18 protein-coding genes and 1 pseudogene are annotated in these 21,005 nt (G+C 45.4%); 18 read left to right on the top strand and 1 reads right to left on the bottom strand.

The features are described from left to right. Window positions 1-149 precede the first annotated feature (149 nt). The 16 genes and pseudogenes from hisS (at window position 150) to I2F76_RS08955 (ending at window position 17,967) form a co-directional block, all read left to right on the top strand. Window positions 150-1,433, top strand: coding sequence for a histidine--tRNA ligase (hisS, locus tag I2F76_RS09025; protein ID WP_195487702.1), 1,284 nt, complete (start codon window positions 150-152; stop codon window positions 1,431-1,433). A gap of 180 nt (window positions 1,434-1,613) precedes the next feature. Then, entirely contained in the window at window positions 1,614-3,098 is a 1,485-nt protein-coding gene (thrC, locus tag I2F76_RS09020; protein ID WP_070586603.1) for a threonine synthase, read from the top strand. 50 nt (window positions 3,099-3,148) lie between these two features. Then, the gene (locus tag I2F76_RS09015) at window positions 3,149-4,426 is read left to right on the top strand and encodes an MATE family efflux transporter (protein WP_155168346.1); all 1,278 of its coding nucleotides are present in this window, start codon (window positions 3,149-3,151) and stop codon (window positions 4,424-4,426) included. Further along, window positions 4,423-5,052 carry an HAD-IA family hydrolase gene (locus I2F76_RS09010; RefSeq protein WP_195487701.1) on the top strand — a complete coding sequence of 210 codons (630 nt, stop codon included), beginning with the start codon at window positions 4,423-4,425 and terminating at the stop codon, window positions 5,050-5,052. Before I2F76_RS09015 ends, I2F76_RS09010 begins: the two co-directional genes overlap by 4 nt. A gap of 268 nt (window positions 5,053-5,320) precedes the next feature. Beyond that, window positions 5,321-5,749, top strand: coding sequence for a MarR family winged helix-turn-helix transcriptional regulator (locus I2F76_RS09005; RefSeq protein WP_195487700.1), 429 nt, complete (start codon window positions 5,321-5,323; stop codon window positions 5,747-5,749). Window positions 5,750-5,764: 15 nt separating this feature from the next. Further along, the gene (locus I2F76_RS09000) at window positions 5,765-6,127 is read left to right on the top strand and encodes a DUF1304 domain-containing protein (protein WP_023920162.1); all 363 of its coding nucleotides are present in this window, start codon (window positions 5,765-5,767) and stop codon (window positions 6,125-6,127) included. Between the two features lie 504 nt (window positions 6,128-6,631). After that, window positions 6,632-7,990 carry an anthranilate synthase component I gene (gene trpE / locus I2F76_RS08995; protein ID WP_195487699.1) on the top strand — a complete coding sequence of 453 codons (1,359 nt, stop codon included), beginning with the start codon at window positions 6,632-6,634 and terminating at the stop codon, window positions 7,988-7,990. Then, window positions 7,987-8,547, top strand: a pseudogene (locus I2F76_RS10610) (aminodeoxychorismate/anthranilate synthase component II); the annotation flags it as partial. The gene trpE and the pseudogene I2F76_RS10610, both read left to right, overlap by 4 nt. 9 nt (window positions 8,548-8,556) lie before the next feature. Continuing rightward, the gene (gene trpD / locus I2F76_RS10605) at window positions 8,557-9,561 is read left to right on the top strand and encodes an anthranilate phosphoribosyltransferase (RefSeq protein WP_229289739.1); all 1,005 of its coding nucleotides are present in this window, start codon (window positions 8,557-8,559) and stop codon (window positions 9,559-9,561) included. Further along, complete coding sequence (gene trpC / locus I2F76_RS08985) at window positions 9,558-10,325, top strand: indole-3-glycerol phosphate synthase TrpC (RefSeq protein WP_195487697.1); 768 nt, start codon at window positions 9,558-9,560, stop codon at window positions 10,323-10,325. Before trpD ends, trpC begins: the two co-directional genes overlap by 4 nt. Beyond that, window positions 10,312-10,899, top strand: a complete 588-nt coding sequence (locus tag I2F76_RS08980) for a phosphoribosylanthranilate isomerase (RefSeq protein ID WP_195487696.1) — start codon at window positions 10,312-10,314, stop codon at window positions 10,897-10,899. The genes trpC and I2F76_RS08980 overlap by 14 nt, the downstream gene beginning before the upstream one ends. Next, window positions 10,889-12,094, top strand: a complete 1,206-nt coding sequence (trpB, locus tag I2F76_RS08975) for a tryptophan synthase subunit beta (RefSeq protein WP_195487695.1) — start codon at window positions 10,889-10,891, stop codon at window positions 12,092-12,094. The genes I2F76_RS08980 and trpB overlap by 11 nt, the downstream gene beginning before the upstream one ends. Window position 12,095: 1 nt before the next feature. Continuing rightward, window positions 12,096-12,872, top strand: coding sequence for a tryptophan synthase subunit alpha (gene trpA / locus I2F76_RS08970; RefSeq protein WP_195487694.1), 777 nt, complete (start codon window positions 12,096-12,098; stop codon window positions 12,870-12,872). A gap of 141 nt (window positions 12,873-13,013) precedes the next feature. Further along, window positions 13,014-14,477 (top strand): alpha-L-fucosidase, encoded by a 1,464-nt coding sequence (locus tag I2F76_RS08965; RefSeq protein ID WP_195487693.1) that lies wholly within the window; start codon window positions 13,014-13,016, stop codon window positions 14,475-14,477. A 257-nt stretch (window positions 14,478-14,734) separates the two neighbouring features. After that, entirely contained in the window at window positions 14,735-17,380 is a 2,646-nt protein-coding gene (gene polA / locus I2F76_RS08960; protein ID WP_195487692.1) for a DNA polymerase I, read from the top strand. 134 nt (window positions 17,381-17,514) lie between these two features. Continuing rightward, window positions 17,515-17,967, top strand: coding sequence for a CoA-binding protein (locus I2F76_RS08955; protein ID WP_021154247.1), 453 nt, complete (start codon window positions 17,515-17,517; stop codon window positions 17,965-17,967). Window positions 17,968-18,025: 58 nt separating this feature from the next. Here I2F76_RS08955 and I2F76_RS08950 read toward each other — a convergent pair whose 3' ends face one another. After that, a complete protein-coding gene (locus tag I2F76_RS08950) occupies window positions 18,026-18,895 on the bottom strand; it encodes a DUF975 family protein (RefSeq protein ID WP_049515054.1) in 870 nt (289 codons plus the stop codon). Window positions 18,896-19,045: 150 nt separating this feature from the next. On the opposite strand from I2F76_RS08950, the gene tgt reads away from it, so the two are divergent. Together tgt and rpsJ are read left to right on the top strand one after the other, a co-directional pair. After that, window positions 19,046-20,188, top strand: a complete 1,143-nt coding sequence (tgt, locus tag I2F76_RS08945; protein ID WP_049515053.1) for a tRNA guanosine(34) transglycosylase Tgt — start codon at window positions 19,046-19,048, stop codon at window positions 20,186-20,188. 432 nt (window positions 20,189-20,620) lie between these two features. Then, complete coding sequence (gene rpsJ / locus I2F76_RS08940) at window positions 20,621-20,929, top strand: 30S ribosomal protein S10 (RefSeq protein ID WP_003009585.1); 309 nt, start codon at window positions 20,621-20,623, stop codon at window positions 20,927-20,929. Window positions 20,930-21,005 lie beyond the last annotated feature (76 nt).

The raw sequence follows: 21,005 nt of genomic DNA, 5'->3' as shown, positions 1-21,005 counted from the left end.
TATGGCTTCCATTTTCTCATAATTCGGCCGATAAGGCAAGAAGAGAAAGATGTTTTGAACGTGTGGGACAAAGGAAATGCGGTCCAGCCTCCATTTCTCTTCGAATTTGTGGTAAAATAGAGGCAAAAGTAAGACAAAGGATGAAGGCTATGAAATTACAAAAACCAAAAGGGACCCAGGATATCCTTCCTGGCGATTCAGCGAAATGGCAATATGTAGAAGGCTTTGCACGCAAGGTCTTTGCGCGATACAATTATGATGAAATTCGCACACCGATCTTCGAACATTATGAAGTCATCAGCCGTTCAGTAGGGGATACGACGGATATCGTTACCAAAGAAATGTATGACTTCTATGACAAGGGAGACCGTCATATCACGCTTCGTCCAGAAGGAACAGCTCCTGTTGTCCGCTCGTATGTAGAAAATAAACTCTTTGCGCCTGAGGTACAAAAACCAAGTAAGTTTTATTACATAGGCCCAATGTTCCGCTATGAACGTCCTCAAGCAGGTCGTTTGCGTCAATTCCACCAAATTGGGGTAGAATGCTTTGGATCGAGCAATCCTGCAACAGATGTCGAAACCATTGCCATGGCAGCGCAATTCCTGAAAGAATTGGGAATTGACAATGTGACCTTGCACTTGAACACCTTGGGAAGCCCTGCCAGTCGTCAGGCTTATCGCCAAGCCTTGATTGATTATCTCTTGCCAATGAAGGATCAATTGTCTAAGGACAGCCAACGTCGCTTAGAAGAAAATCCGCTTCGTGTCTTGGATTCAAAAGAAAAAGAAGACAAGGCGGCGGTTGAACAGGCTCCTTCCATCCTAGACTATCTAGATGAAGAAAGCCAAGCGCATTTTGATGCGGTTCGTCGGATGTTGGAAGACTTGGGGGTAGCCTATGTCATCGATACCAATATGGTGCGTGGCTTGGATTACTACAACCACACGATTTTTGAGTTTATTACAGAAATTGAAGGCAATGAATTAACTGTCTGTGCGGGTGGTCGCTATGATGGTTTGGTGGAATACTTCGGTGGCCCTGCGACAGCTGGTTTTGGATTTGGTATCGGTGTGGAACGGATCCTTCTCGTTCTTGAAAAGAAAGGCATTGAATTACCGATCGAAAAAGGATTAGATGCTTATATTGCCGTTCTAGGAGATGAGGCCAATGAAGCAGCGCTTAGCTTGGTTCAAGCTCTTCGAGTCCAAGGTTTCAAGGCAGAACGTGACTATCTTGGACGTAAGCTTAAGGCACAATTTAAGTCAGCAGATGTCTTTGCGGCCAAAACCTTGATTACCTTAGGAAGCAGTGAGGTTGAAAGTGGTCAAGTCACTGTGAAAAACAACCAAACTCGTCAAGAAGTAACGGTAGCTCTTGAAAGCTTGAAGAAAGACTTCCCATCTGTTTTAGCAGAGTTGGGATTGGCTTGATCGAACGGGAAAGACAAGGGGAGACAAGATTTATCTGGGAGTAGGGGCAAAATGGTTGCTCCTGCTCTCTTTTATTTTGATTCTGTTTGCCGACCTTTGCCAAGATTTGGCGAAAAGCCGTTAAATTTTCTGACATTTATGATATAATGAGAAGACTACTAGTAAAGGAATGAAACAGTCATGACATTAGTTTACCAATCAACACGAGACGAAAAAAATACTGTAACAGCTAGTCAAGCCATCCTTCAAGGTTTGGCAACAGATGGCGGCTTGTTTACTCCGGTCTATTATCCTCAAGTGGAGCTAGATTTTAACACCCTCAAAGACGCTTCTTACCAAGAAGTGGCTAAGCTTGTCTTATCAGCCTTTTTGGATGACTTTACGGCAGAAGAATTGGACTACTGTATTTCTCATGCCTATGACAGCAAGTTTGATACGCCAGCCATTGCTCCGCTTGTCAAACTAGATGGCCAATACAACTTGGAACTTTTCCACGGTTCAACCATAGCCTTTAAAGATATGGCTTTGTCGATCTTGCCTTACTTCATGACAACAGCAGCTAAAAAGCACGGTTTGGAAAATAAAATCGTCATCTTGACAGCGACATCCGGGGACACTGGTAAAGCTGCCATGGCAGGTTTTGCCGATGTTCCAGGTACTGAAATTATCGTCTTTTATCCAAAAGACGGTGTCAGCAAGGTGCAAGAATTGCAAATGACCACTCAAACTGGGGACAATACCCATGTCATCGCGATCGATGGAAACTTTGACGATGCCCAAACCAATGTCAAACATATGTTCAACGATGTTGAACTACGTGAAAAATTGGCAGCCAACAAGATGCAATTCTCATCAGCCAACTCCATGAATATCGGCCGTTTGGTGCCCCAAATTGTTTATTACGTATACGCCTACGCGCAATTGGTGAAGACAGGTCAAATCACAGCTGGAGAAAAAGTCAACTTCACCGTTCCAACAGGGAACTTTGGAAATATCTTGGCAGCTTTCTATGCCAAACAAATCGGTCTTCCAGTTGGGAAATTGATCTGTGCCTCAAACGAGAACAATGTCTTGACAGACTTCTTTACAACACGTGTCTATGATAAGAAACGCAGCTTCAAAGTAACCACTAGTCCATCGATGGATATCTTGGTCTCTTCAAACTTGGAACGCTTGATCTTCCACTTGGTAGGCAATGATGCCACAAAGACCAAAGAGTTGATGGAAAGCCTCGTTGCAACAGGTCAATACCAATTGTCCGACTTTGATGCAGATATCTTAGATTTGTTTGCGGCTGCATACGCAGATGAAGCAGAAACTGCTGCAGAGATCAAGCGGGTCTATGAAGCGTCTGATTACATCGAAGATCCTCATACAGCTGTAGCATCAGCCGTTTATCAAAAATACCGGGCCCAAACAGGGGATGCTGCTAAAACAGTCATTGCCTCTACAGCAAGTCCTTATAAATTCCCAGTTGTGGCAGTAGAAGCGGTGACGGGCGAGACAGGTCTAGGCGATTTCGAAGCCTTGGCCAAATTGCACACCCTCTCAGGTGTTCCTGTGCCACCGGCTGTAGACGGTCTTGAAACTGCGCCGGTTCGCCATCGTACAAGCGTAGCTGCTAAAGACATGCAAGCAGCCGTAGAAGAGTACTTGGGACTGTAATTCTCCCTATTAGAAAGATCAAAAGAGCCGTTTGGCTCTTTTATATACTCATGAATTCATACAAAAAAATCTTAAACATTGCCCTTCCTGCCATGGGTGAAAATTTCTTACAAATGCTGATGGGCATGGTGGACTCTTATTTAGTGGCTCACCTGGGCTTGGTTGCCATTTCAGGTGTTTCCGTCGCAGGAAACATCATCACCATCTATCAAGCCATCTTTTTGGCACTGGGTGCAGCAGTTGCCAGTGTCATGTCTAAAAGCTTGGGTGAAAAAAATCAAGACCACATTGCCTACCATGCGACAGAGTCCCTAAAGGTGACCTTGTTGGTGAGTGCTCTCTTAGGAGGGGCTTCGCTGTTGTTTGGACGCCAGATGATTTCGCTGTTGGGAACGGAAGCTGCAGTCGCCGAAAGTGGGGGGATTTACCTTTCCTTGGTCGGCGGGACCATTGTTCTCTTAGGATTGATGACGACCTTGGGCTCCTTGGTTCGGGTGGCCAACAATCCACGTATTCCCATGTATGTCAGCTTGTTGACCAATGTTTTGAATGCTTTATTCTCCTCTGTGGCTATTTTCCTTTTTGGTTGGGGCATTGTCGGAGCAGCTTTGGGGACTGTGCTAGCCCGTCTGGTTGGGGTCATCCTCTTGTGGCAAAAAGTCCAGTTACCCTTTGCCCCCCTTCGTTGGGGATTGGATCGTAAGCTCTTGAACTTAGCGCTTCCAGCTGCCGGAGAACGGCTGATGATGCGAGCTGGAGATGTGGTGATCATTGCGATCGTGGTTGCTTTTGGGACTGAGGCAGTCGCCGGAAATGCCATCGGAGAGACCTTGACCCAGTTTAACTACATGCCGGTGTTTGGAGTGGCCACAGCGACGGTCATGCTCGTAGCACGAAGCCTCGGTGAAGGGGATTTTGAGCAGATTGACCGCCTTCGAAAGCAGTCTTACTGGCTGTCCTTTGTATTGATGTTGCCCATTGCTCTGGGTATCTTTTTCGGGGGCACCCTTCTGACCCATCTCTACACACAAGATGCGAAAGCGGTAGAAGCTAGCCTATCGGTTGTCCTCTTTTCTTTGTTAGGAACACCCTTTACAGCAGGAACAGTCATCTATACTGCTGTTTGGCAAGGCTTAGGAAATGGGAAACTTCCATTTTATGCAACGACCATTGGCATGTGGGTCATTCGAATTGGAGCCGGTTATCTGCTTGGAGTAACCCTTGGCTTGGGTCTTCCAGGGGTCTGGACGGGGACGCTGCTGGATAATGGCTTTCGCTGGCTATTTTTGAGTCAGCTTTATAGACGAAAAGTAGGAGAGAGAAAATGACAAAACGAGCTTTTATTTGGGATTTGGATGGGACCTTGCTGGATTCCTATGATGCTATTCTGGCGGGTCTTGAGGAGACTTATGCATCTTATCAGCTTCCGTTTGACCGAGCGAGTATTAAAGACTATATCTTGAAGCATTCGGTTCAAGATCTTTTAGTAGCGGTGGCAGCAGAGTATCAACTGGATGTGACGGACTTAAATCATCGCCGAGCAGAAAGTCTAGCAGAGAAAAATGCCCAGGTCCTTCTGATGGAGGGGGCGCGTGATGTCCTGTCCTGGGCGAAGGATGCTGGTATAGAACAATTTGTCTATACCCATAAGGGAGAGAATGCCTTGGTCATCCTACGGGACTTGGGTTTGGAATCTTTTTTTAAAGAGATTTTGACCAGTCAAAGTGGTTTTGCACGCAAGCCTAACCCAGAAGCAGCCATTTATCTGATGAAGAAGTACGGGTTGCATCCGGAAAAGATCTACTATATTGGGGATCGGAGTCTGGATATTGACTTTGCAAGAAATAGCCAGATTCAGAGTATCAATTTCTTGACGTCTGACTATCAAGGTAATCATCAGATGAACACCTTACTAGATATTCCAGTTATTTTAAACGCTGAAAAGAATCTGTAAAGAATTTGTTTTCATTTTGAAATAAAGTCGTAAGCTTTCTTTAAGAAATGTCCGCTATAATAGAAGCATAAACAAAGACCTCCTAACTTTGTTTAGAAAAATCCTAAAACTTTTCTTTTTCATAATAATCTCCCTAAGAGTCGCCAAATCAGGCGGCTTTTTTTGTGCGAAAAAACAGTACAAGCTCTTTTTCTTGCAAGAGGATATGAAATGTTTTATAATTGATTAGTCAATTATTGATTTATCAAAAATGAATAGAGGAAGGAATATGGCAGAAATAAATGATTTGCTCTACCAACTACGCTTGGCAGATCAAACAACTACGCAACTCTTTGAAAAGCGCCTAGGGATTAGCTTAACACGTTATCAAATTTTGCAGGATTTATTAGAACAAGCACCTTGCAATCAGATCGCGGTTCAGGAGCGCTTGCAGATTGATCCAGCGGCTTTAACCCGGCATTTCAAAATATTGGAAAAGGAAGGATTTGTCCATCGGAGTCGAAATCCAAAGAACCAGCGGGAAATCTTAATTCATTTGACGGATACGGCCTATAATCGTTTGGTCAAACATCCCCCTCGCCATCATGTGGCGGTGAAAGAACAGATGAGTCGGATTTTGACCACTCAAGAACAAGAGCAATTTTCTTACCTGCTGGACAAATTAGTATCTGGCATTGAACAAATAACAGTTGAATAAAAAGGAGAATCTACGATGTCATTACTGACGATTATTTTAGCAAGTCTTGCTGCACTGGAGCATTTGTATATTTTTTATTTGGAGAGCATCAGAACCACATCTGATACCACAAGTCGGGTTTTCAACATGGATAAAGAAGAACTCGCTCGCCCATCTGTGACCTCTTTATTTAAGAATCAAGGGATATACAATGCCTTGATTGGGGTGTTTCTCTTGTATGGATTGTTTGTCTCTAAAAATAGTGAAGTTGTTACGATTTTTGTGCTTTTTATTATTGGAGCTGCGGCCTACGGTGCGATGACAGCCAATAAAAAGATTATCTTGACCCAAGGTGGTCCTGCAATTTTAGCTTTATTGAGTATCCTATTTTTGGGATAAAAAGGACGGGTCACTAGGGCTCTTTGAGCTGATTTTATTAAATTTGTGTAGAAAAAAGTATAAAAAAAGACTAAAAATTTTATTGACTTTCGAAGAAAAAGGGTTATAATGGTAGCAACAGAAAAGTAATGAGTCGGCTATTTCCAGGGAGCTTGTGGGAATTGTGAACAAGCAATAGCGACTGATGAAAATTGGACTGTTATGATCAATGAATTCTAACCCATGTGAATTCGGTTGGCACCCCTTACCGTGCAACTCCTTGATAGAGGAGATAGAGATGTAGGGAAAGACCAGCTATTTTTCCCTATAAAAGAGGTGGCACCGCGGGAACTACGCCCTCACACAGTTTTTTGTGTGAGGGCTTTTCTATGTGCCTTAGCAAGCGGGCACATAGATCCCAAAGTGAAAACAGATCGATGGGATACCCTTGATCGCCTTAGCAAGAAAAGCATGGGCCAGCTGAATTCCTTAGAATAAAAGAGTTCTAGAAAAGAGGTTTCTGAAATGAAAAAAGTTTTATCTGCTGATGTGTTGAGTCCAATTTTGGCTTATATGCGTTTGGATGCGCCCCATAAAATGATCTTAGAGTCAATTCCTCGTGAAAAAGAGAATGCGCGTTTTTCAATTGTAGCCTATCGGCCGGTCAGTGAAGTCAAGTTTGAACATGGCATCCTCTATTACAATGATCAAATTGTTGAAGAGGATCCTTTGGACTTTTTGAATCGCATCACGGTCAAAACGAAAACTTCCGAAGAACTCCCTTTTAACGGTGGGGCGATTGGATTTGTCGGCTATGACTTGATTGGTCTCTATGAGAACATTGGTTCTATTCCTGAAGATACGATCGGCACCCCAGATCTCCACTTTTTCTTATATGAAAGCTATGTGATTTTTGACCACAAAAAGGAAAAGGTCTATGTGGTGGAAGAAAACCTCTATAGTGGACGGAGTGAAGCAGAGCAAGCGTCGAGCTTGGAGCAAGTGTTAGCACAATTGGCAAGACCTGCAAAAGAAGAGTTTCAGGACAAGGACCTGCATGTGCTTCATTTCCACAATCATTTGGAGCAAAAAGAGTTTGAGGAAATGGTGGCCCTAGCGCGGGACTATATTCGAAAAGGAGATATGTTCCAATGCGTGCTCAGTCAACGTTTTTCAGCTGATTTTTCGGGTAAACCATTGGATTATTACCGCAATTTGCGCGTGACCAACCCTTCGAATTATCTCTACTTTTATGATTTTGGGGAGTACCAAATTATCGGTGCCAGTCCAGAAAGTCTGGTAGCGGTCAAGGACCGAGTGGTGACGACCAATCCCATTGCGGGCACGCGTCCAAGAGGGATCGATGAAGAGAGTGATCGGAAATTGGCAGCTGATTTGGCAGAGGATCCAAAAGAAGTCGCAGAACACCAGATGTTGGTGGATCTAGGGCGAAACGATATTGGACGTATCGCTCAAAATGGGTCGGTTGAAGTGACCAAATATATGGAAGTGGAATTCTTCCGTTATGTCATGCACCTGACGAGTGTGGTCAAGGGGCAAATACTTCCTGGACTAGCCTCCATTGAGGCTCTGAAGGCAACTCTTCCAGCGGGGACCGTTTCGGGTGCTCCCAAGATTCGAGCCATGAAGCGAATCTATGAAGCAGAAAAAGAAAAACGAGGCGTCTATGCGGGGGCTATTGGCTATCTCTCTGTGACGGGGGATCTTGATTTTGCTATTGCGATACGAACCATGATCCTCAAAAATAAGAAGGCTTATGTGCAGGCCGGAGCAGGAATCGTTTATGATTCGATTGCTGAAAATGAATACCAAGAAACCGTCAATAAAGCAAAATCGATGACAAGGATTGGAGAAGAAGGATGATTTTATTAGTCGATAATTACGATTCATTTACCTACAATTTAGCACAGTATATCGGAAAATTTGATGAGGTCCAGGTGCTTCGAAATGATGATCCGGATTTGTACCAGGTTGCCCAAGAAGCAGATGCCTTGGTCTTTTCTCCAGGTCCAGGTTGGCCAAAGGATGCGGGCAAGATGGAGGAGATGATCCGAGATTTCGCAGGGGTCAAACCAATCTTGGGGATTTGCCTGGGACATCAAGCGATTGCGGAAGTTTTTGGAGGGCGCTTGGGATTGGCACCACAGGTCATGCATGGCAAACAAAGCCAGATCCAGCTAGAAGCTCCCTCTCCGCTATACGCGGGTGTCGCAAAAGAGGTCCCAGTCATGCGTTACCATTCGTTGACGATTGAAGACATGCCAGAGGATTTTGTCATTACCTCTCGGACGACGGATGACCAAGCGATTATGGGGATTCAACATCGTAGCTTACCGATTTATGGTTTTCAATACCATCCAGAAAGTATCGGAACGCCAGATGGGCTCAAGACCATCGAAAATTTTGTCAAACTAGTCAAGGAGCGGAAGATGAAACAAGTGCTTGCAAAAGTAGCAGAAGGAATGGATCTAACCAGTGCAGAGTTAGAAGCGGCCATGGAGGAAGTCGTTGCTGGTCGTGCTTCAGAAGCACAGGTGACGGCCCTTCTTCTAGGTCTTAAAATGAAGGGAGAAACGGTTGAAGAGCGGACGGCTATTGCAAAAGTGATGCAGGCCTATGCCGTCGCTATTCCTACGGAAGTTCAAGGAGCAATGGACAATTGTGGAACGGGGGGCGATCGTTCGTATAGTTTCAATATTTCAACAACAGCTGCCTTCGTCCTTGCTGGTGGTGGGATTAAGATGGCGAAACACGGAAATCGTTCAATCTCTTCCAAATCTGGTTCTGCGGATGTATTAGAAGCTCTAGGGATTAACCTTGATTTGGGTCCAGAAGACTTGGGACGAGTGTTTGAAAAGGCGGGAATTGTCTTCCTATTTGCCAAAAATCTGCATCCTGGCATGCGCTATATTATGCCTGCTCGCTTGGCGCTAGGGGTTCCAACGGTGATGAACTTAACTGGTCCTCTAATCAATCCGATTCCTCTAGAAACCCAGCTATTGGGAACCAGTCGTCCGGACATGCTAGAAAGTACGGCAGAGATTCTAAAAAATTTGGGTCGGAAACGCGCAGTAGTGGTGAGTGGTCCACAAGGTTTGGACGAGGCAGGCCTTGATGGAGAAACCCAGCTCGCTATTCTGGAAAATGGACAGGTTACCTTATCCAGCTTTCAACCAGAAGATATCGGAATGGAGCGCATTGAAATTGATCAAGTACGAGGTGGAGACGCCAAACGCAATGCGGAAATTTTGCTCAGCGTCTTGGAGAATGAAGCAAGTCCCTTCTTAGAGGTGACTGTCTTGAATGCTGGCCTTGGTTTTTATGCCAACGGCAAGGTAGATTCTATCAAGGAGGGGATTGCCTTGGCACGTGAAGTGATTGCCAGTGGGGCTGCCCTTGAGAAATTGAGATTATTACAGGAGTATCAAAAATGAGTCAAGAATTCTTACCAAAGATTCTAAAGGAAAAGGCGCGTGAAGTGGCTGCGATGAAAGAAGAGGAACTCCAACCTTTGCGCGAGACTTACCGCCTGTATGATTACCTAAAGAGTCATCCAGAAAAGCTTCAGGTCATTGCGGAAGTGAAAAAGGCTAGCCCGAGTCTGGGAGATATTCATGTCGATGTGGATATCGTCGCTCAGGCTAAGACTTACGAAGAAAATGGGGCAGTTATGATTTCTGTCTTGACCGATGAAGTGTTTTTCAAGGGCAGTATCGAGTATCTCCGCGAAATATCTAGTCAGGTGTACATTCCCACCCTCAATAAAGATTTCATTGTGGATGAAAAGCAAATAATTCGGGCGCGAAATGCAGGGGCAACCGTGATCTTGTTGATAGTTGCAGCCTTATCAGAGGCTCGTCTGAAAGAACTCTTCGATTTTGCGACCCATCTTGGCCTGGAGGTCTTGGTGGAGACCCATAATCTGACAGAACTAGAGGTCGCTCACCAGATTGGGGCTCAGATCATCGGGATCAATAATCGCAACTTGGTGACCTTTGAGACTGATCTTCATACTAGCCTTGAATTGGCGACCAATTTTGAACAAGAACCGGTTTACATCTCGGAGTCTGCTATTTTTACAGCAGCAGACGCTCGCATGCTGGCTCCTTATTTTAGTGGCATTCTCGTTGGGACAGCCCTCATGAAGGCAGACAATGTGGCTGAAAAAGTAAAGGAGTTGCAGATTGACAAAGATTAAAATTTGCGGATTGTCCACTCCGGAAGCCGTCCAGACCGCTGTTGAGGCCGGTGCAGATTACATTGGTTTTGTCTTTGCACCAAGCAAACGTCAAGTCACGCTGGAGCAAGCCCGGCAGTTGGCTACAGGCATTCCAAAGGGGGTTCAAAAAGTCGGTGTTTTTGTATCACCACAAAGAGAAGAAGTGGAGCAAGCTTGCCAAGTTGTGGGCTTGGATCTGATACAAGTGCATGGACCGATGGATGAAACCATCTTGCAAGACCTTCCCCAACAAACGATTCGCGCTGTTCAAGTGGGGAAAGATACAGCTCTTCCTGGGACCAGTGCCGATTATCTGCTCTTTGATGCTCCTGTAGCAGGAAGTGGGCAGACTTTTGACTGGCAAAAGCTCGAAACCCAAAACTTCACAAAGCCCTTCTTTATTGCAGGAGGCTTGACGGAAGACAATGTAGCAGATGCCATTCGCTTCTTTCATCCTTATGCGGTGGATGTATCCAGTGGGGTCGAGACAAATGGAATAAAAGATCAAGAAAAGATAAAACGATTTATAGAAAGGGTCAAGCATGGCATATAAACAACCAGATAAAAACGGATTTTACGGGCGGTTCGGGGGACGATTTGTCCCTGAAACCTTGATGACAGCAGTTTTAGAATTAGAAGAAGCCTACAGAGAAAGTCAAGCAGATCCTTCTTTTCAAGCAGAATTGGATCAGCTTCTGAAACAATATGTCGGTCGGGAAACACCGCTCTATTACGCTAAGAATCTAACCAAGTATGTCGGTGGAGCCAAGATCTTTCTTAAAAGAGAAGACCTCAACCACACAGGGGCTCATAAAATTAATAATGCCCTAGGACAGGTTTTATTGGCACACCGAATGGGTAAAAAGAAGATCATCGCAGAAACAGGAGCCGGACAGCACGGTGTTGCAACGGCAACAGCCGCTGCTTTATTTGATATGGAATGTACCATCTACATGGGGGAAGAAGATGTCAAACGCCAAGCCCTTAATGTCTTTCGGATGGAGTTGTTGGGGGCAAAGGTTCAATCGGTAACAGATGGATCGCGTGTTCTCAAGGATGCAGTCAATGCTGCCCTTAGAGCCTGGGTAGCAAATGTGGAGGATACCCACTATATCATGGGTTCTGCTCTAGGACCTCATCCATTCCCAGAAATTGTCCGTGATTTTCAAAGTGTCATCGGTCGAGAAGCCAAACGTCAATTTGCAGAGCAAAATGACGGGGCGCTGCCAGATGCCGTCCTAGCCTGTGTAGGAGGCGGATCGAACGCTATTGGCCTCTTTTATCCTTTTGTAGAGGATACAACTGTTGCTATGTACGGGGCAGAAGCGGCTGGCCTTGGGGTAGATACAGACCAGCATGCAGCAACCTTGACCAAGGGACGTCCGGGAGTCCTTCACGGAGCCTTGATGGATGTGTTACAGGATGTGCATGGACAGATTTTAGAAGCCTTCTCGATTTCAGCAGGTCTCGATTATCCAGGGATTGGGCCAGAGCATTCTTATTTCCATGAAATCAAGCGGGCAACCTATGTGCCTGTGACAGACCAAGAAGCCCTAGAAGCTTTTCAATTGCTTTCAAAAGTGGAAGGAATCATTCCAGCCCTGGAATCGAGCCATGCTATCGCCTATGCGGTGAAATTGGCCAAGGAGATGGGACCTGAAAAATCCATGATCGTTTGCTTATCAGGTCGTGGGGACAAAGATGTGGTACAAGTCAAAGACCGCCTAGAACAAGAGAGAGGGGAGTAAGATGGGAAAGACCTTAACAGAGCATTTACAAGAGCTGAAAGACCAGCAGCAAGGGATCTTTGTTCCGTATATCATGGCAGGAGATCATGAAAAAGGCTTAGCAGGTTTGCAGGAAACCATCCAATTTTTGGAGGAGCTTGGTGTCTCAGCCATTGAAGTTGGTATTCCTTTTTCAGATCCAGTGGCAGATGGCCCTGTGATTGAAGAGGCAGGACTACGAAGTTTAGGCCATGGGACGACGACAGAGGGTCTGGTGCAAACGATCCAGTGTCTGGAGACAACTGTTCCTTTGGTCATCATGACCTATTTCAATCCCTTGTTCCAATATGGGCTCGAAAACTTCTTTAGAGATCTAGAAGGAACAGCTGTTAAAGGGGTGATTATTCCAGATCTTCCTCATGAGCATGCGGATCTGGTAGAGCCTCTGTTAGCGGATAAAGACATCGCTTTGGTGCCACTAGTGAGCTTAACCACAGGAATCGAGCGCCAGAAGAAATTGATCCAAGATGCAGAAGGTTTTATCTATGCTGTAGCGGTTAATGGAGTGACGGGGAAAGCTGGTAGCTATCGAGAAGATCTGGACCACCACTTGGCCCAATTACACGAAATAGCTTCGATCCCTGTTTTAACAGGTTTTGGAGTTTCCAGCATGGAGGATGTTCACCGTTTCAACAAAGTCTCAGATGGGGTTATTGTGGGGTCCAAAATCGTTAAGGCTCTCCACCAAGGAGAGACAGACGCTATCGCTTGTTTTATTTCTCAAGCAGTGAAGGGCTAGAAGGTTCATTCCATTCATCATCAGCTTGATTCTCCTAGATAAAGCTCTTTGTCTACTATTTTAAACATTCCCCTCGTTTGTCTTTACAAACGAGGGTTTCTCGTTACAATAGAGATAGTAACAAGAAAAGAGGAGAAGAGCATGATAAGCCTTGAAGAGATTGATCAAGTCATCCAGTTAGGTCCTTTTGAACCAACCTGGGCCTCTCTTAGCCATCAAGTCTGTCCAGATTGGTATTGGGATGCCAAATTTGGAATATTTATCCACTGGGGCGTCTATAGTGTACCTGCTTTCGGTTCGGAATGGTATTCGCGAAATATGTATATCCAAGGGAATCCTTGCTATGACTATCATCGAGCGCATTTTGGAGACCAGGCTAGCTTTGGCTACAAGGATCTCATTCCTCTATTTACAGCCGATCGCTTTGATCCGGCATCTTGGCTAGATCTCTTTCAAAAAGCGGGAGCCCAGTATCTTTTTCCAGTTGCGGAGCACCACGATGGTTTTCAGATGTATGCCTCTACTCTCTCGCCTTATAATAGCTTAGAAATGGGGCCGAGACGAGATGTCTTAGGAGAGCTGAGGGAGGAAGCAGAAAAACGTGGCCTGCACTTCTGTACGTCCTCTCACCGGGCAGAACACCAGTTTTTCTTTTCACATGGCAAGGAATTCACTAGTGACATTCCGCAAGAAGTCCCAAGAGACAGCCTTTATTGGCCAGCCGAGCCAGAGCCCAAGGATCATTTTGATCTGACTTCCAAGCCTTATCCAAGTAAAGAATTCTTGGAAGATTGGCTGTTGCGAACCTGTGAACTGGTGCGGGACTACCAGCCAGAGCTCCTTTATTTTGACTGGTGGATCCAGCATGAGAGTTTCCGTCCCTACTTGATGCGCTTTTTGGCTTATTATTACAATCTAGCAGCACAAGAGGATCGAAAGGTGGCTGTTTGTTACAAACAGGATGCCCTCCCTTTCGGTTCAGGAATCGTTGAGATGGAGCGGGGAGGATACGGAGAGACTCAAGCCTTTCCGTGGCAAATGGATACCGCGATCGCCCGTAACTCTTGGTGCTATACCCAGGATCTAGCCTACAAGACCAGTAAGGAATTACTACAAAATTTAGTCGATGTTGTGGCCAAAAATGGCAATCTTCTGCTCAATATTGGACCCAAGGCAGATGGCACGATCCCTGAGCAAGACCAAGACATCCTCACAGAGCTCGGGGACTGGCTGGCGGTAAATGGAGAAGCCATTTATCAGAGTCGGCCTTGGCGGGTGTCATCGGAAGGACCGACCGAGGCCCAGGAAGGTTCCTTCTCAGATGGAGAAGCACCACTCTATACCAGCCAAGATTTCCGCTATACCATGCGTGATGGCTTTCTTTATGCCATCCAGCTGGAACCAAGTGGAAGGACGGAAGAGTTGACCTTGCCGTCTCTCGCCTATGACCTCAAGCAACCGAGAATTCTTCATGCGCGCATTCAAAAGCTAGAGCTCCTTGGAGAAAGTCAGCTCCTTTCTTGGAGCCGAGATGAGACAGGGCTCCATCTTCAGTTACCAGCTTGTAGGAAAAAACAACCGCGTGTTTTGCGCCTCAGCTTTTAGTTTTCTTGAAGCTTTCTATAAGGAATCGTTTAGGTTTCTCTTGTATACTGTACTCATCCAATAAGAAATGAGGTACAGAAAATGAAAATCTCAGTTAATTATCCAAAACGCTTTAAGAAATTGCCACAACAAGGTTCTTGTTACGGCGAATAAACACTTCTCTTCATTTTTCATAAGAAACTCCTAAAGAAGGCTCTACCCGAAAGGGTAGAGTTTTTATGTACCAGAGACCTTGTGATTCGTGGTATAATAAGCCTATGGAAAAAAAGAATAAATTACTACTCATCGACGGGTCTTCCGTCGCTTTTCGTGCCTTTTTCGCACTTTACAATCAAATTGATCGCTTCAAAAATGCCAATGGTCTGCATACCAATGCGGTCTATGGCTTTAACCTCATGTTGAGCCATCTATTGGAGCGCATCCAACCGACCCATGTCCTCGTTGCTTTTGATGCAGGAAAGACGACTTTTCGGACGGAGATGTATGCCGACTACAAAGGGGGCCGTGCAAAAACTCCAGATGAGTTCCGTGAGCAGTTTCCTTTCATTCGTGAGCAATTAGATCATTTGGGAATCCGTCATTATGAGCTGGCCCAGTATGAAGCGGATGATCTTATTGGAACGCTAGATAAGATGGCAGAAACTAGCTCGGTGCCATTTGATGTGACCATTGTCTCTGGGGACAAGGATTTGATCCAGCTGACAGATGACAATACGGTGGTGGAAATCTCCAAAAAAGGGGTAGCAGAGTTTGAAGAATTCACTCCAGCCTATCTCAAAGAAAAGATGGGACTGACACCCGAGCAGTTTATCGACCTCAAGGCCTTAATGGGAGATAAATCGGATAATATCCCAGGTGTGACTAAGATCGGAGAAAAGACAGGGATCAAACTACTCCTAGAGTACGGGTCTCTCGATGGTATTTACGAGCATATCGACGAGATGAAGGCTTCTAAGATGAAGGAAAACCTCATCAACGACAAGGAGCAGGCCTACCTATCCAAGACTCTTGCGACCATCGATACCAATGCGCCTATTGAAATTGGCCTAGACGATATCACCTATACGGGCCCTCATCTAGAAAATCTCGCCAAGTTTTATGAGGAGATGGGCTTCAAGCAACTCCGTCAGGCCTTGGATCTCAGTGGAGAAGAAGCGGCTCCTGTAGCCATTGACTATACAGAAGTCGAGCAGGTCACTTCAGATATGCTCACGGAAGATAGTTTCTTCCATTTTGAGATTTTTGGGGACAATTACCATACGGAACCCATCATCGGTTTCGCATGGGGGACCAAAGGTCAGCTCTACGCGAGTACAGATACTGGTCTTTTACAAACACCGATTTTCAAAGAATTTCTCGAAAAAACGCCCCTCAAGGTCTATGACTTCAAACGGGCCAAGGTCTTGCTCAGCCACTTGGGCATTCCCCTTCAAAATCCCGCGTTTGACAGTCGATTGGCTAAGTATCTCTTGTCGACCGTAGAGGACAATGAAATTTCAACCATTGCGAGTCTCTATAGTCAGATTGCGCTGCCGCTGGACGAAGTCGTTTATGGCAAGGGAGCCAAAAAAGCTATCCCAGAAAAGGCGGTCCTATTAGAACATTTGGCACGGAAAGTCGCTGTTCTACTGGATACCGAAGAGCCTATGATGGAGCAGTTGCAAGCCCATGACCAGCTGGATTTGCTCTATGATATGGAGCAACCACTAGCAGCTGTTTTGGCCAAGATGGAAATCGCGGGGATCAAGGTAGAGCGCCAGACCCTAGAAGACATGCAGGTGGAAAACGAAGTGGTTTTGGAGCGCTTGACCCAAGAAATCTACGAGCTTGCAGGAGAAGAGTTCAACATCAATTCTCCAAAACAATTGGGCGTCATCCTCTTTGAAAAATTGGAACTCCCTCTTGAATATACTAAGAAAACCAAAACCGGCTATTCAACAGCCGTTGATGTCTTGGAACGCCTGGCTCCTATCGCACCGATCGTGTCTAAGATTCTTGAATACCGCCAAATTGCTAAGATCCAGTCGACCTATGTCATCGGTCTTCAAGATTGGATTTTGAAAGATGGGAAGATCCATACCCGCTATGTACAGGATTTGACGCAGACAGGCCGTTTGTCCAGTGTGGATCCCAACCTGCAAAACATTCCTGTCCGTTTGGAACAAGGTCGTCTCATTCGTAAAGCCTTTGTCCCAGAAGAGGAAAACAGTGTCTTGCTGAGTTCGGACTATTCACAAATCGAACTGCGTGTCTTGGCCCATATTTCGGGAGATGAGCATTTGATAGATGCCTTTAAGCATGGGGCAGATATCCATACATCGACTGCTATGCGCGTCTTCAATATTGCAAAACCAGAAGACGTGACGCCGAATGACCGTCGCAATGCAAAAGCAGTAAACTTCGGTGTGGTTTATGGAATTTCCGACTTTGGACTGTCTAACAACTTAGGGATCAGTCGAAAAGAAGCCAAGGCCTACATTGAGACCTACTTCGAACGCTACCCTGGCATCAAGGACTATATGGAGAGAGTGGTGCGGGAAGCGCGTGACAAAGGCTATGTAGAAACCCTCTTCAAGCGTCGTCGGGAGATTCCAGATATCAATTCTCGCAACTTCAATGTTCGAGGCTTTGCGGAGCGGACAGCTATCAACTCACCAATCCAAGGATCTGCAGCAGACATCTTGAAAATTGCCATGATCCACTTGGACCAAGCGCTAGAAAGAGGAGCATACAAGACCAAGATGCTTCTTCAAGTGCACGATGAAATCGTTCTGCAAGTACCAAGTGATGAACTGACGTCGATCAAAGAACTCGTCAAAGAGACCATGGAATCCGCTATCGAACTTGCAGTACCACTGGAAGCCGATGAAAACGAAGGCAAGACATGGTATGAAGCCAAATAAGATTGAGTTTGTCCAAAACAGAAAGCGGTAGGAGACTTTTCAGTTCCCTACCGCTTTTAACGACAAACACTTGCAATGCCTTCCGTATTGTTATACTATTTAAAGAAAGGAAACGCATACAAAAGGAGATTCTTATGGCTTATTCATTTCGCAATCCTAGTGATGGCATTATCAAACATTACCTAGAAACCAGCAAGATCATCGCTGTAGTTGGATTATCTGATCGTGAAGACACAACCAGTCATCGTGTCAGTAAGGAGATGCAAGAGCGGGGCTATCGGATTATTCCTGTTAATCCTCGTGCAGCCGGTGGCCAGATTCTTGGAGAAACGGTGTATGCTAGCTTGCAGGAGATTCCTTTCCCAGTAGATATCGTCGATGTATACCGACGCAGTGAGTTTTTACCAGATGTGGCACGTGATTTTATTGAGACGGATGCGAAAATTTTCTGGGCACAATTGGAGCTGGAAAATCAAGAAGCAGAAGAAATCCTTCGTGGAGCTGGACGAGAAGATATCGTCATGAACCGCTGTATCAAACGGGAACACACCCGACTGATCTTAGGAGACTCCCTATACGGTTTATAAATGATAAACAATTGATCATAGAAGAAAACCCCAGCTTGCTGGGGTTTTCTTCTTACTCTTATTCAGTTTCATGGCTTGAATGGCCTGTAAAATGGCGCGGCCCTTGTTTGATCTGCTTGATTTGATCATAAAAGGCAATTTGGCAGTTGATAAAGTAAGGCATGGTATAAAAGCCGATGACATCGCGCGTGAAGTAATTCAAGAAGTACCAACCAATCAAGGTTAGATCGAGTACCAAGCGATTGCTGCGGAACCCTTTCATGGTTTCACGACTTTGGCGAAGGACTCCAAAGGCTCCCTTGTAGTCGCCGTCTCGTAATTGCTCATAGAGGATCAATTCGACCAAGCTGAGACTGTAGTATTGTGGCAGGTAAAAGAGGAGGCCAATCAGGCCAAGTATGACACCAGCAGTCATCAGAGGCATTTGTTGCATGAGAGATTGGAATTCAGGACTGGAAGCACTCAGAGTGCTAGGGTTGCTCACCTTATCGTAGATCGCTAAAAATCGAATGCTGGCGTAGGTGCTGATGAGACTCCCCACATAGAGGATGAGTCCCCATAAAAAGAGGACGGCTTGCTTCAAGATCAAGGTGGCAAATACAGAGGTAAAGCGATCTTGTTTAAAGATATCTAAGACACGTGTTCGGTGTTCGATCTTGGGATTAATCGTATCTAAATAGCTAAAAGTCGCACCAACCACTAAAATGGAGATGACAAAGGAGACGACAGAAGGAAAGAGTTGCCGCTGGATCATGTAGATACTTGCTTGCTGCAAGGTCATATCCGGTAGTAGATCGACCAGATCTTGCCCGCTTAAGAGAAAGTTAGCAAGAATGGTCAACAGGACCGGAAGAGCAAAAAGGATAGCTAAGCCCGGTTGCTGGACTTGCATGGTACGTGCCCGGAGGCGAATCAATTTAAGGTTCATAGATGACACTCTCTTCATAGTAGTACTTTTTATTATAACATAAGTCCGTGACAGAGCCGGTAAAATTTGGTACAATCGTACAGGTGCTCACAGGAAAACTGTGACAGGAATAAGAAGGCTGGGACTGTTTTTCCCAGTACGGAGGTAACCATGACAGATTCACCGATTCAATATCGATTAATCAAAAAAGAAAAGCATACAGGTGCTCGTCTGGGAGAAATTATCACCCCTCACGGGACCTTCCCAACCCCAATGTTTATGCCTGTAGGGACTCAGGCAACCGTTAAGACCCAATCGCCAGAAGAACTCAAGGAAATGGGTTCCGGCATTATCTTGGCCAACACCTACCATCTCTGGCTTCGTCCCGGGGACGACTTGGTCGCAAAAGCAGGAGGACTGCACCAGTTCATGAACTGGGACCAGCCGATTTTGACAGATAGTGGAGGCTTCCAAGTCTATTCATTAGCGGATACCCGCAACATCACCGAAGAAGGGGTAACCTTTAAAAACCACCTCAACGGCTCGAAGATGTTCCTATCTCCAGAAAAGGCCATCTCCATCCAAAACAATCTAGGAAGCGACATCATGATGTCCTTTGATGAATGCCCTCAGTTCTATCAGCCCTATGATTATGTGAAAAAATCAATCGAACGGACCAGTCGTTGGGCAGAACGTGGCCTAAAGGCTCACCGTCGCCCTCATGATCAAGGTCTTTTCGGGATTGTCCAAGGGGCTGGATTTGAAGACTTGCGCCGTCAGTCTGCTCAAGATTTAGTCAGCATGGACTTCCCAGGCTATTCCATCGGTGGCTTAGCTGTTGGGGAAAGCCATGAAGAGATGAATGCCGTGCTTGATTTCACTACTCCGCTCTTACCAGAAAACAAGCCACGCTATCTCATGGGAGTAGGAGCTCCAGACAGTCTGATTGATGGCGTTATTCGTGGAGTGGACATGTTTGACTGTGTCTTGCCGACGCGGATTGCGCGAAATGGTACCTGTATGACTAGCCAAGGTCGCCTAGTAGTGAAAAATGCGCAATTTGCAGAAGACTTTACACCGCTGGATCCCGAATGTGATTGCTACACTTGTAAGAATTACACCCGAGCTTATCTTCGCCACCTCCTCAAGGCAGATGAGACCTTCGGCATTCGCTTGACCAGCTACCACAACTTGTATTTCTTGATCAGCCTCATGAAGCAGGTCCGTCAAGCCATCATGGATGACAATCTCTTAGAATTCCGTGAGCATTTCGTCGAAAAATATGGCTATAACAAGTCAGGACGGAATTTCTAGAAATAGATAAATAGGAAGAAAAAAGACTACAGCCATCTGAGAATAATAGAAATAACTGCTAGACGCAGTGGTTGATTGGTATCTTTGTTCGCTTGTTAAGCTCCAAAGATAACCTAATCAACTGTGCGGGGGCGAGACGACGAACAAATTGGATATAAATTTGTTCTGTCTCGCTCCCTTTTTCCTATATAATAGCAACTTTTTTAGCACGCTTTTTCTTTCGAAAACACTTTCATCAAAAAAACGAAAAAAATCTTCTCAAATCCCTTGCATTGGGCCTTTGTTTGTGTTAAACTACTATGGTGCTGTGAAAAACAGCTATTAGCTTTGATGCAAGAGGTTGCGACACGCTCGGTTGCATTGCCACGCAACGCGCGTCGGTTTTCTTGTGGAGCTAGCCTATTATCTTAAATAGACGAAAAGGAGAAAAAGATGGCAAACAAAAAAATCCGCATCCGTTTGAAAGCGTACGAACACCGTACACTCGACACAGCGGCTGCAAAAATCGTAGAATCAGCTACTCGTACAGGTGCACAAGTTGCGGGGCCAATCCCACTTCCAACTGAACGTAGCCTCTACACAATCATTCGTGCGACTCACAAATACAAAGATTCTCGCGAACAATTCGAAATGCGTACACACAAACGTTTGATCGACATCATCAACCCAACTCAAAAAACAGTTGACGCTTTGATGAAATTGGATCTTCCAAGTGGTGTAAACGTAGAAATCAAACTTTAATCTAAAGCTTGATCTAGAGCATAAAAAACGCTCGTTAAAAACTTTTTGAATAAAAAACTATAGAAAAGGAACTATT

Origin of the sequence: Streptococcus parasanguinis (assembly GCF_015557775.1) — a bacterium.
Classification (GTDB): domain Bacteria; phylum Bacillota; class Bacilli; order Lactobacillales; family Streptococcaceae; genus Streptococcus; species Streptococcus parasanguinis_AA.
Note: the sequence above shows the minus strand (reverse complement) of the source record. Positions and strands in the feature narration are given on the sequence as shown.

What these genes read in the sequence shown, in the direction of transcription:
- trpA (WP_195487694.1), top strand. Translation starts at nt 12,096, where the DNA reads ATGGGAAAGACCTTAACAGAGCATTTACAAGAGCTGAAAGACCAGCAG.
- I2F76_RS08955 (WP_021154247.1), top strand. Translation starts at nt 17,515, where the DNA reads ATGGCTTATTCATTTCGCAATCCTAGTGATGGCATTATCAAACATTAC.
- I2F76_RS09005 (WP_195487700.1), top strand. Translation starts at nt 5,321, where the DNA reads ATGGCAGAAATAAATGATTTGCTCTACCAACTACGCTTGGCAGATCAA.
- polA (WP_195487692.1), top strand. Translation starts at nt 14,735, where the DNA reads ATGGAAAAAAAGAATAAATTACTACTCATCGACGGGTCTTCCGTCGCT.
- thrC (WP_070586603.1), top strand. Translation starts at nt 1,614, where the DNA reads ATGACATTAGTTTACCAATCAACACGAGACGAAAAAAATACTGTAACA.
- I2F76_RS09000 (WP_023920162.1), top strand. Translation starts at nt 5,765, where the DNA reads ATGTCATTACTGACGATTATTTTAGCAAGTCTTGCTGCACTGGAGCAT.
- trpB (WP_195487695.1), top strand. Translation starts at nt 10,889, where the DNA reads ATGGCATATAAACAACCAGATAAAAACGGATTTTACGGGCGGTTCGGG.
- tgt (WP_049515053.1), top strand. Translation starts at nt 19,046, where the DNA reads ATGACAGATTCACCGATTCAATATCGATTAATCAAAAAAGAAAAGCAT.
- trpD (WP_229289739.1), top strand. Translation starts at nt 8,557, where the DNA reads ATGAAACAAGTGCTTGCAAAAGTAGCAGAAGGAATGGATCTAACCAGT.
- I2F76_RS08965 (WP_195487693.1), top strand. Translation starts at nt 13,014, where the DNA reads ATGATAAGCCTTGAAGAGATTGATCAAGTCATCCAGTTAGGTCCTTTT.
- hisS (WP_195487702.1), top strand. Translation starts at nt 150, where the DNA reads ATGAAATTACAAAAACCAAAAGGGACCCAGGATATCCTTCCTGGCGAT.
- I2F76_RS08950 (WP_049515054.1), bottom strand. Translation starts at nt 18,895, where the DNA reads ATGAACCTTAAATTGATTCGCCTCCGGGCACGTACCATGCAAGTCCAG.
- trpC (WP_195487697.1), top strand. Translation starts at nt 9,558, where the DNA reads ATGAGTCAAGAATTCTTACCAAAGATTCTAAAGGAAAAGGCGCGTGAA.
- I2F76_RS09015 (WP_155168346.1), top strand. Translation starts at nt 3,149, where the DNA reads ATGAATTCATACAAAAAAATCTTAAACATTGCCCTTCCTGCCATGGGT.
- trpE (WP_195487699.1), top strand. Translation starts at nt 6,632, where the DNA reads ATGAAAAAAGTTTTATCTGCTGATGTGTTGAGTCCAATTTTGGCTTAT.
- rpsJ (WP_003009585.1), top strand. Translation starts at nt 20,621, where the DNA reads ATGGCAAACAAAAAAATCCGCATCCGTTTGAAAGCGTACGAACACCGT.
- I2F76_RS09010 (WP_195487701.1), top strand. Translation starts at nt 4,423, where the DNA reads ATGACAAAACGAGCTTTTATTTGGGATTTGGATGGGACCTTGCTGGAT.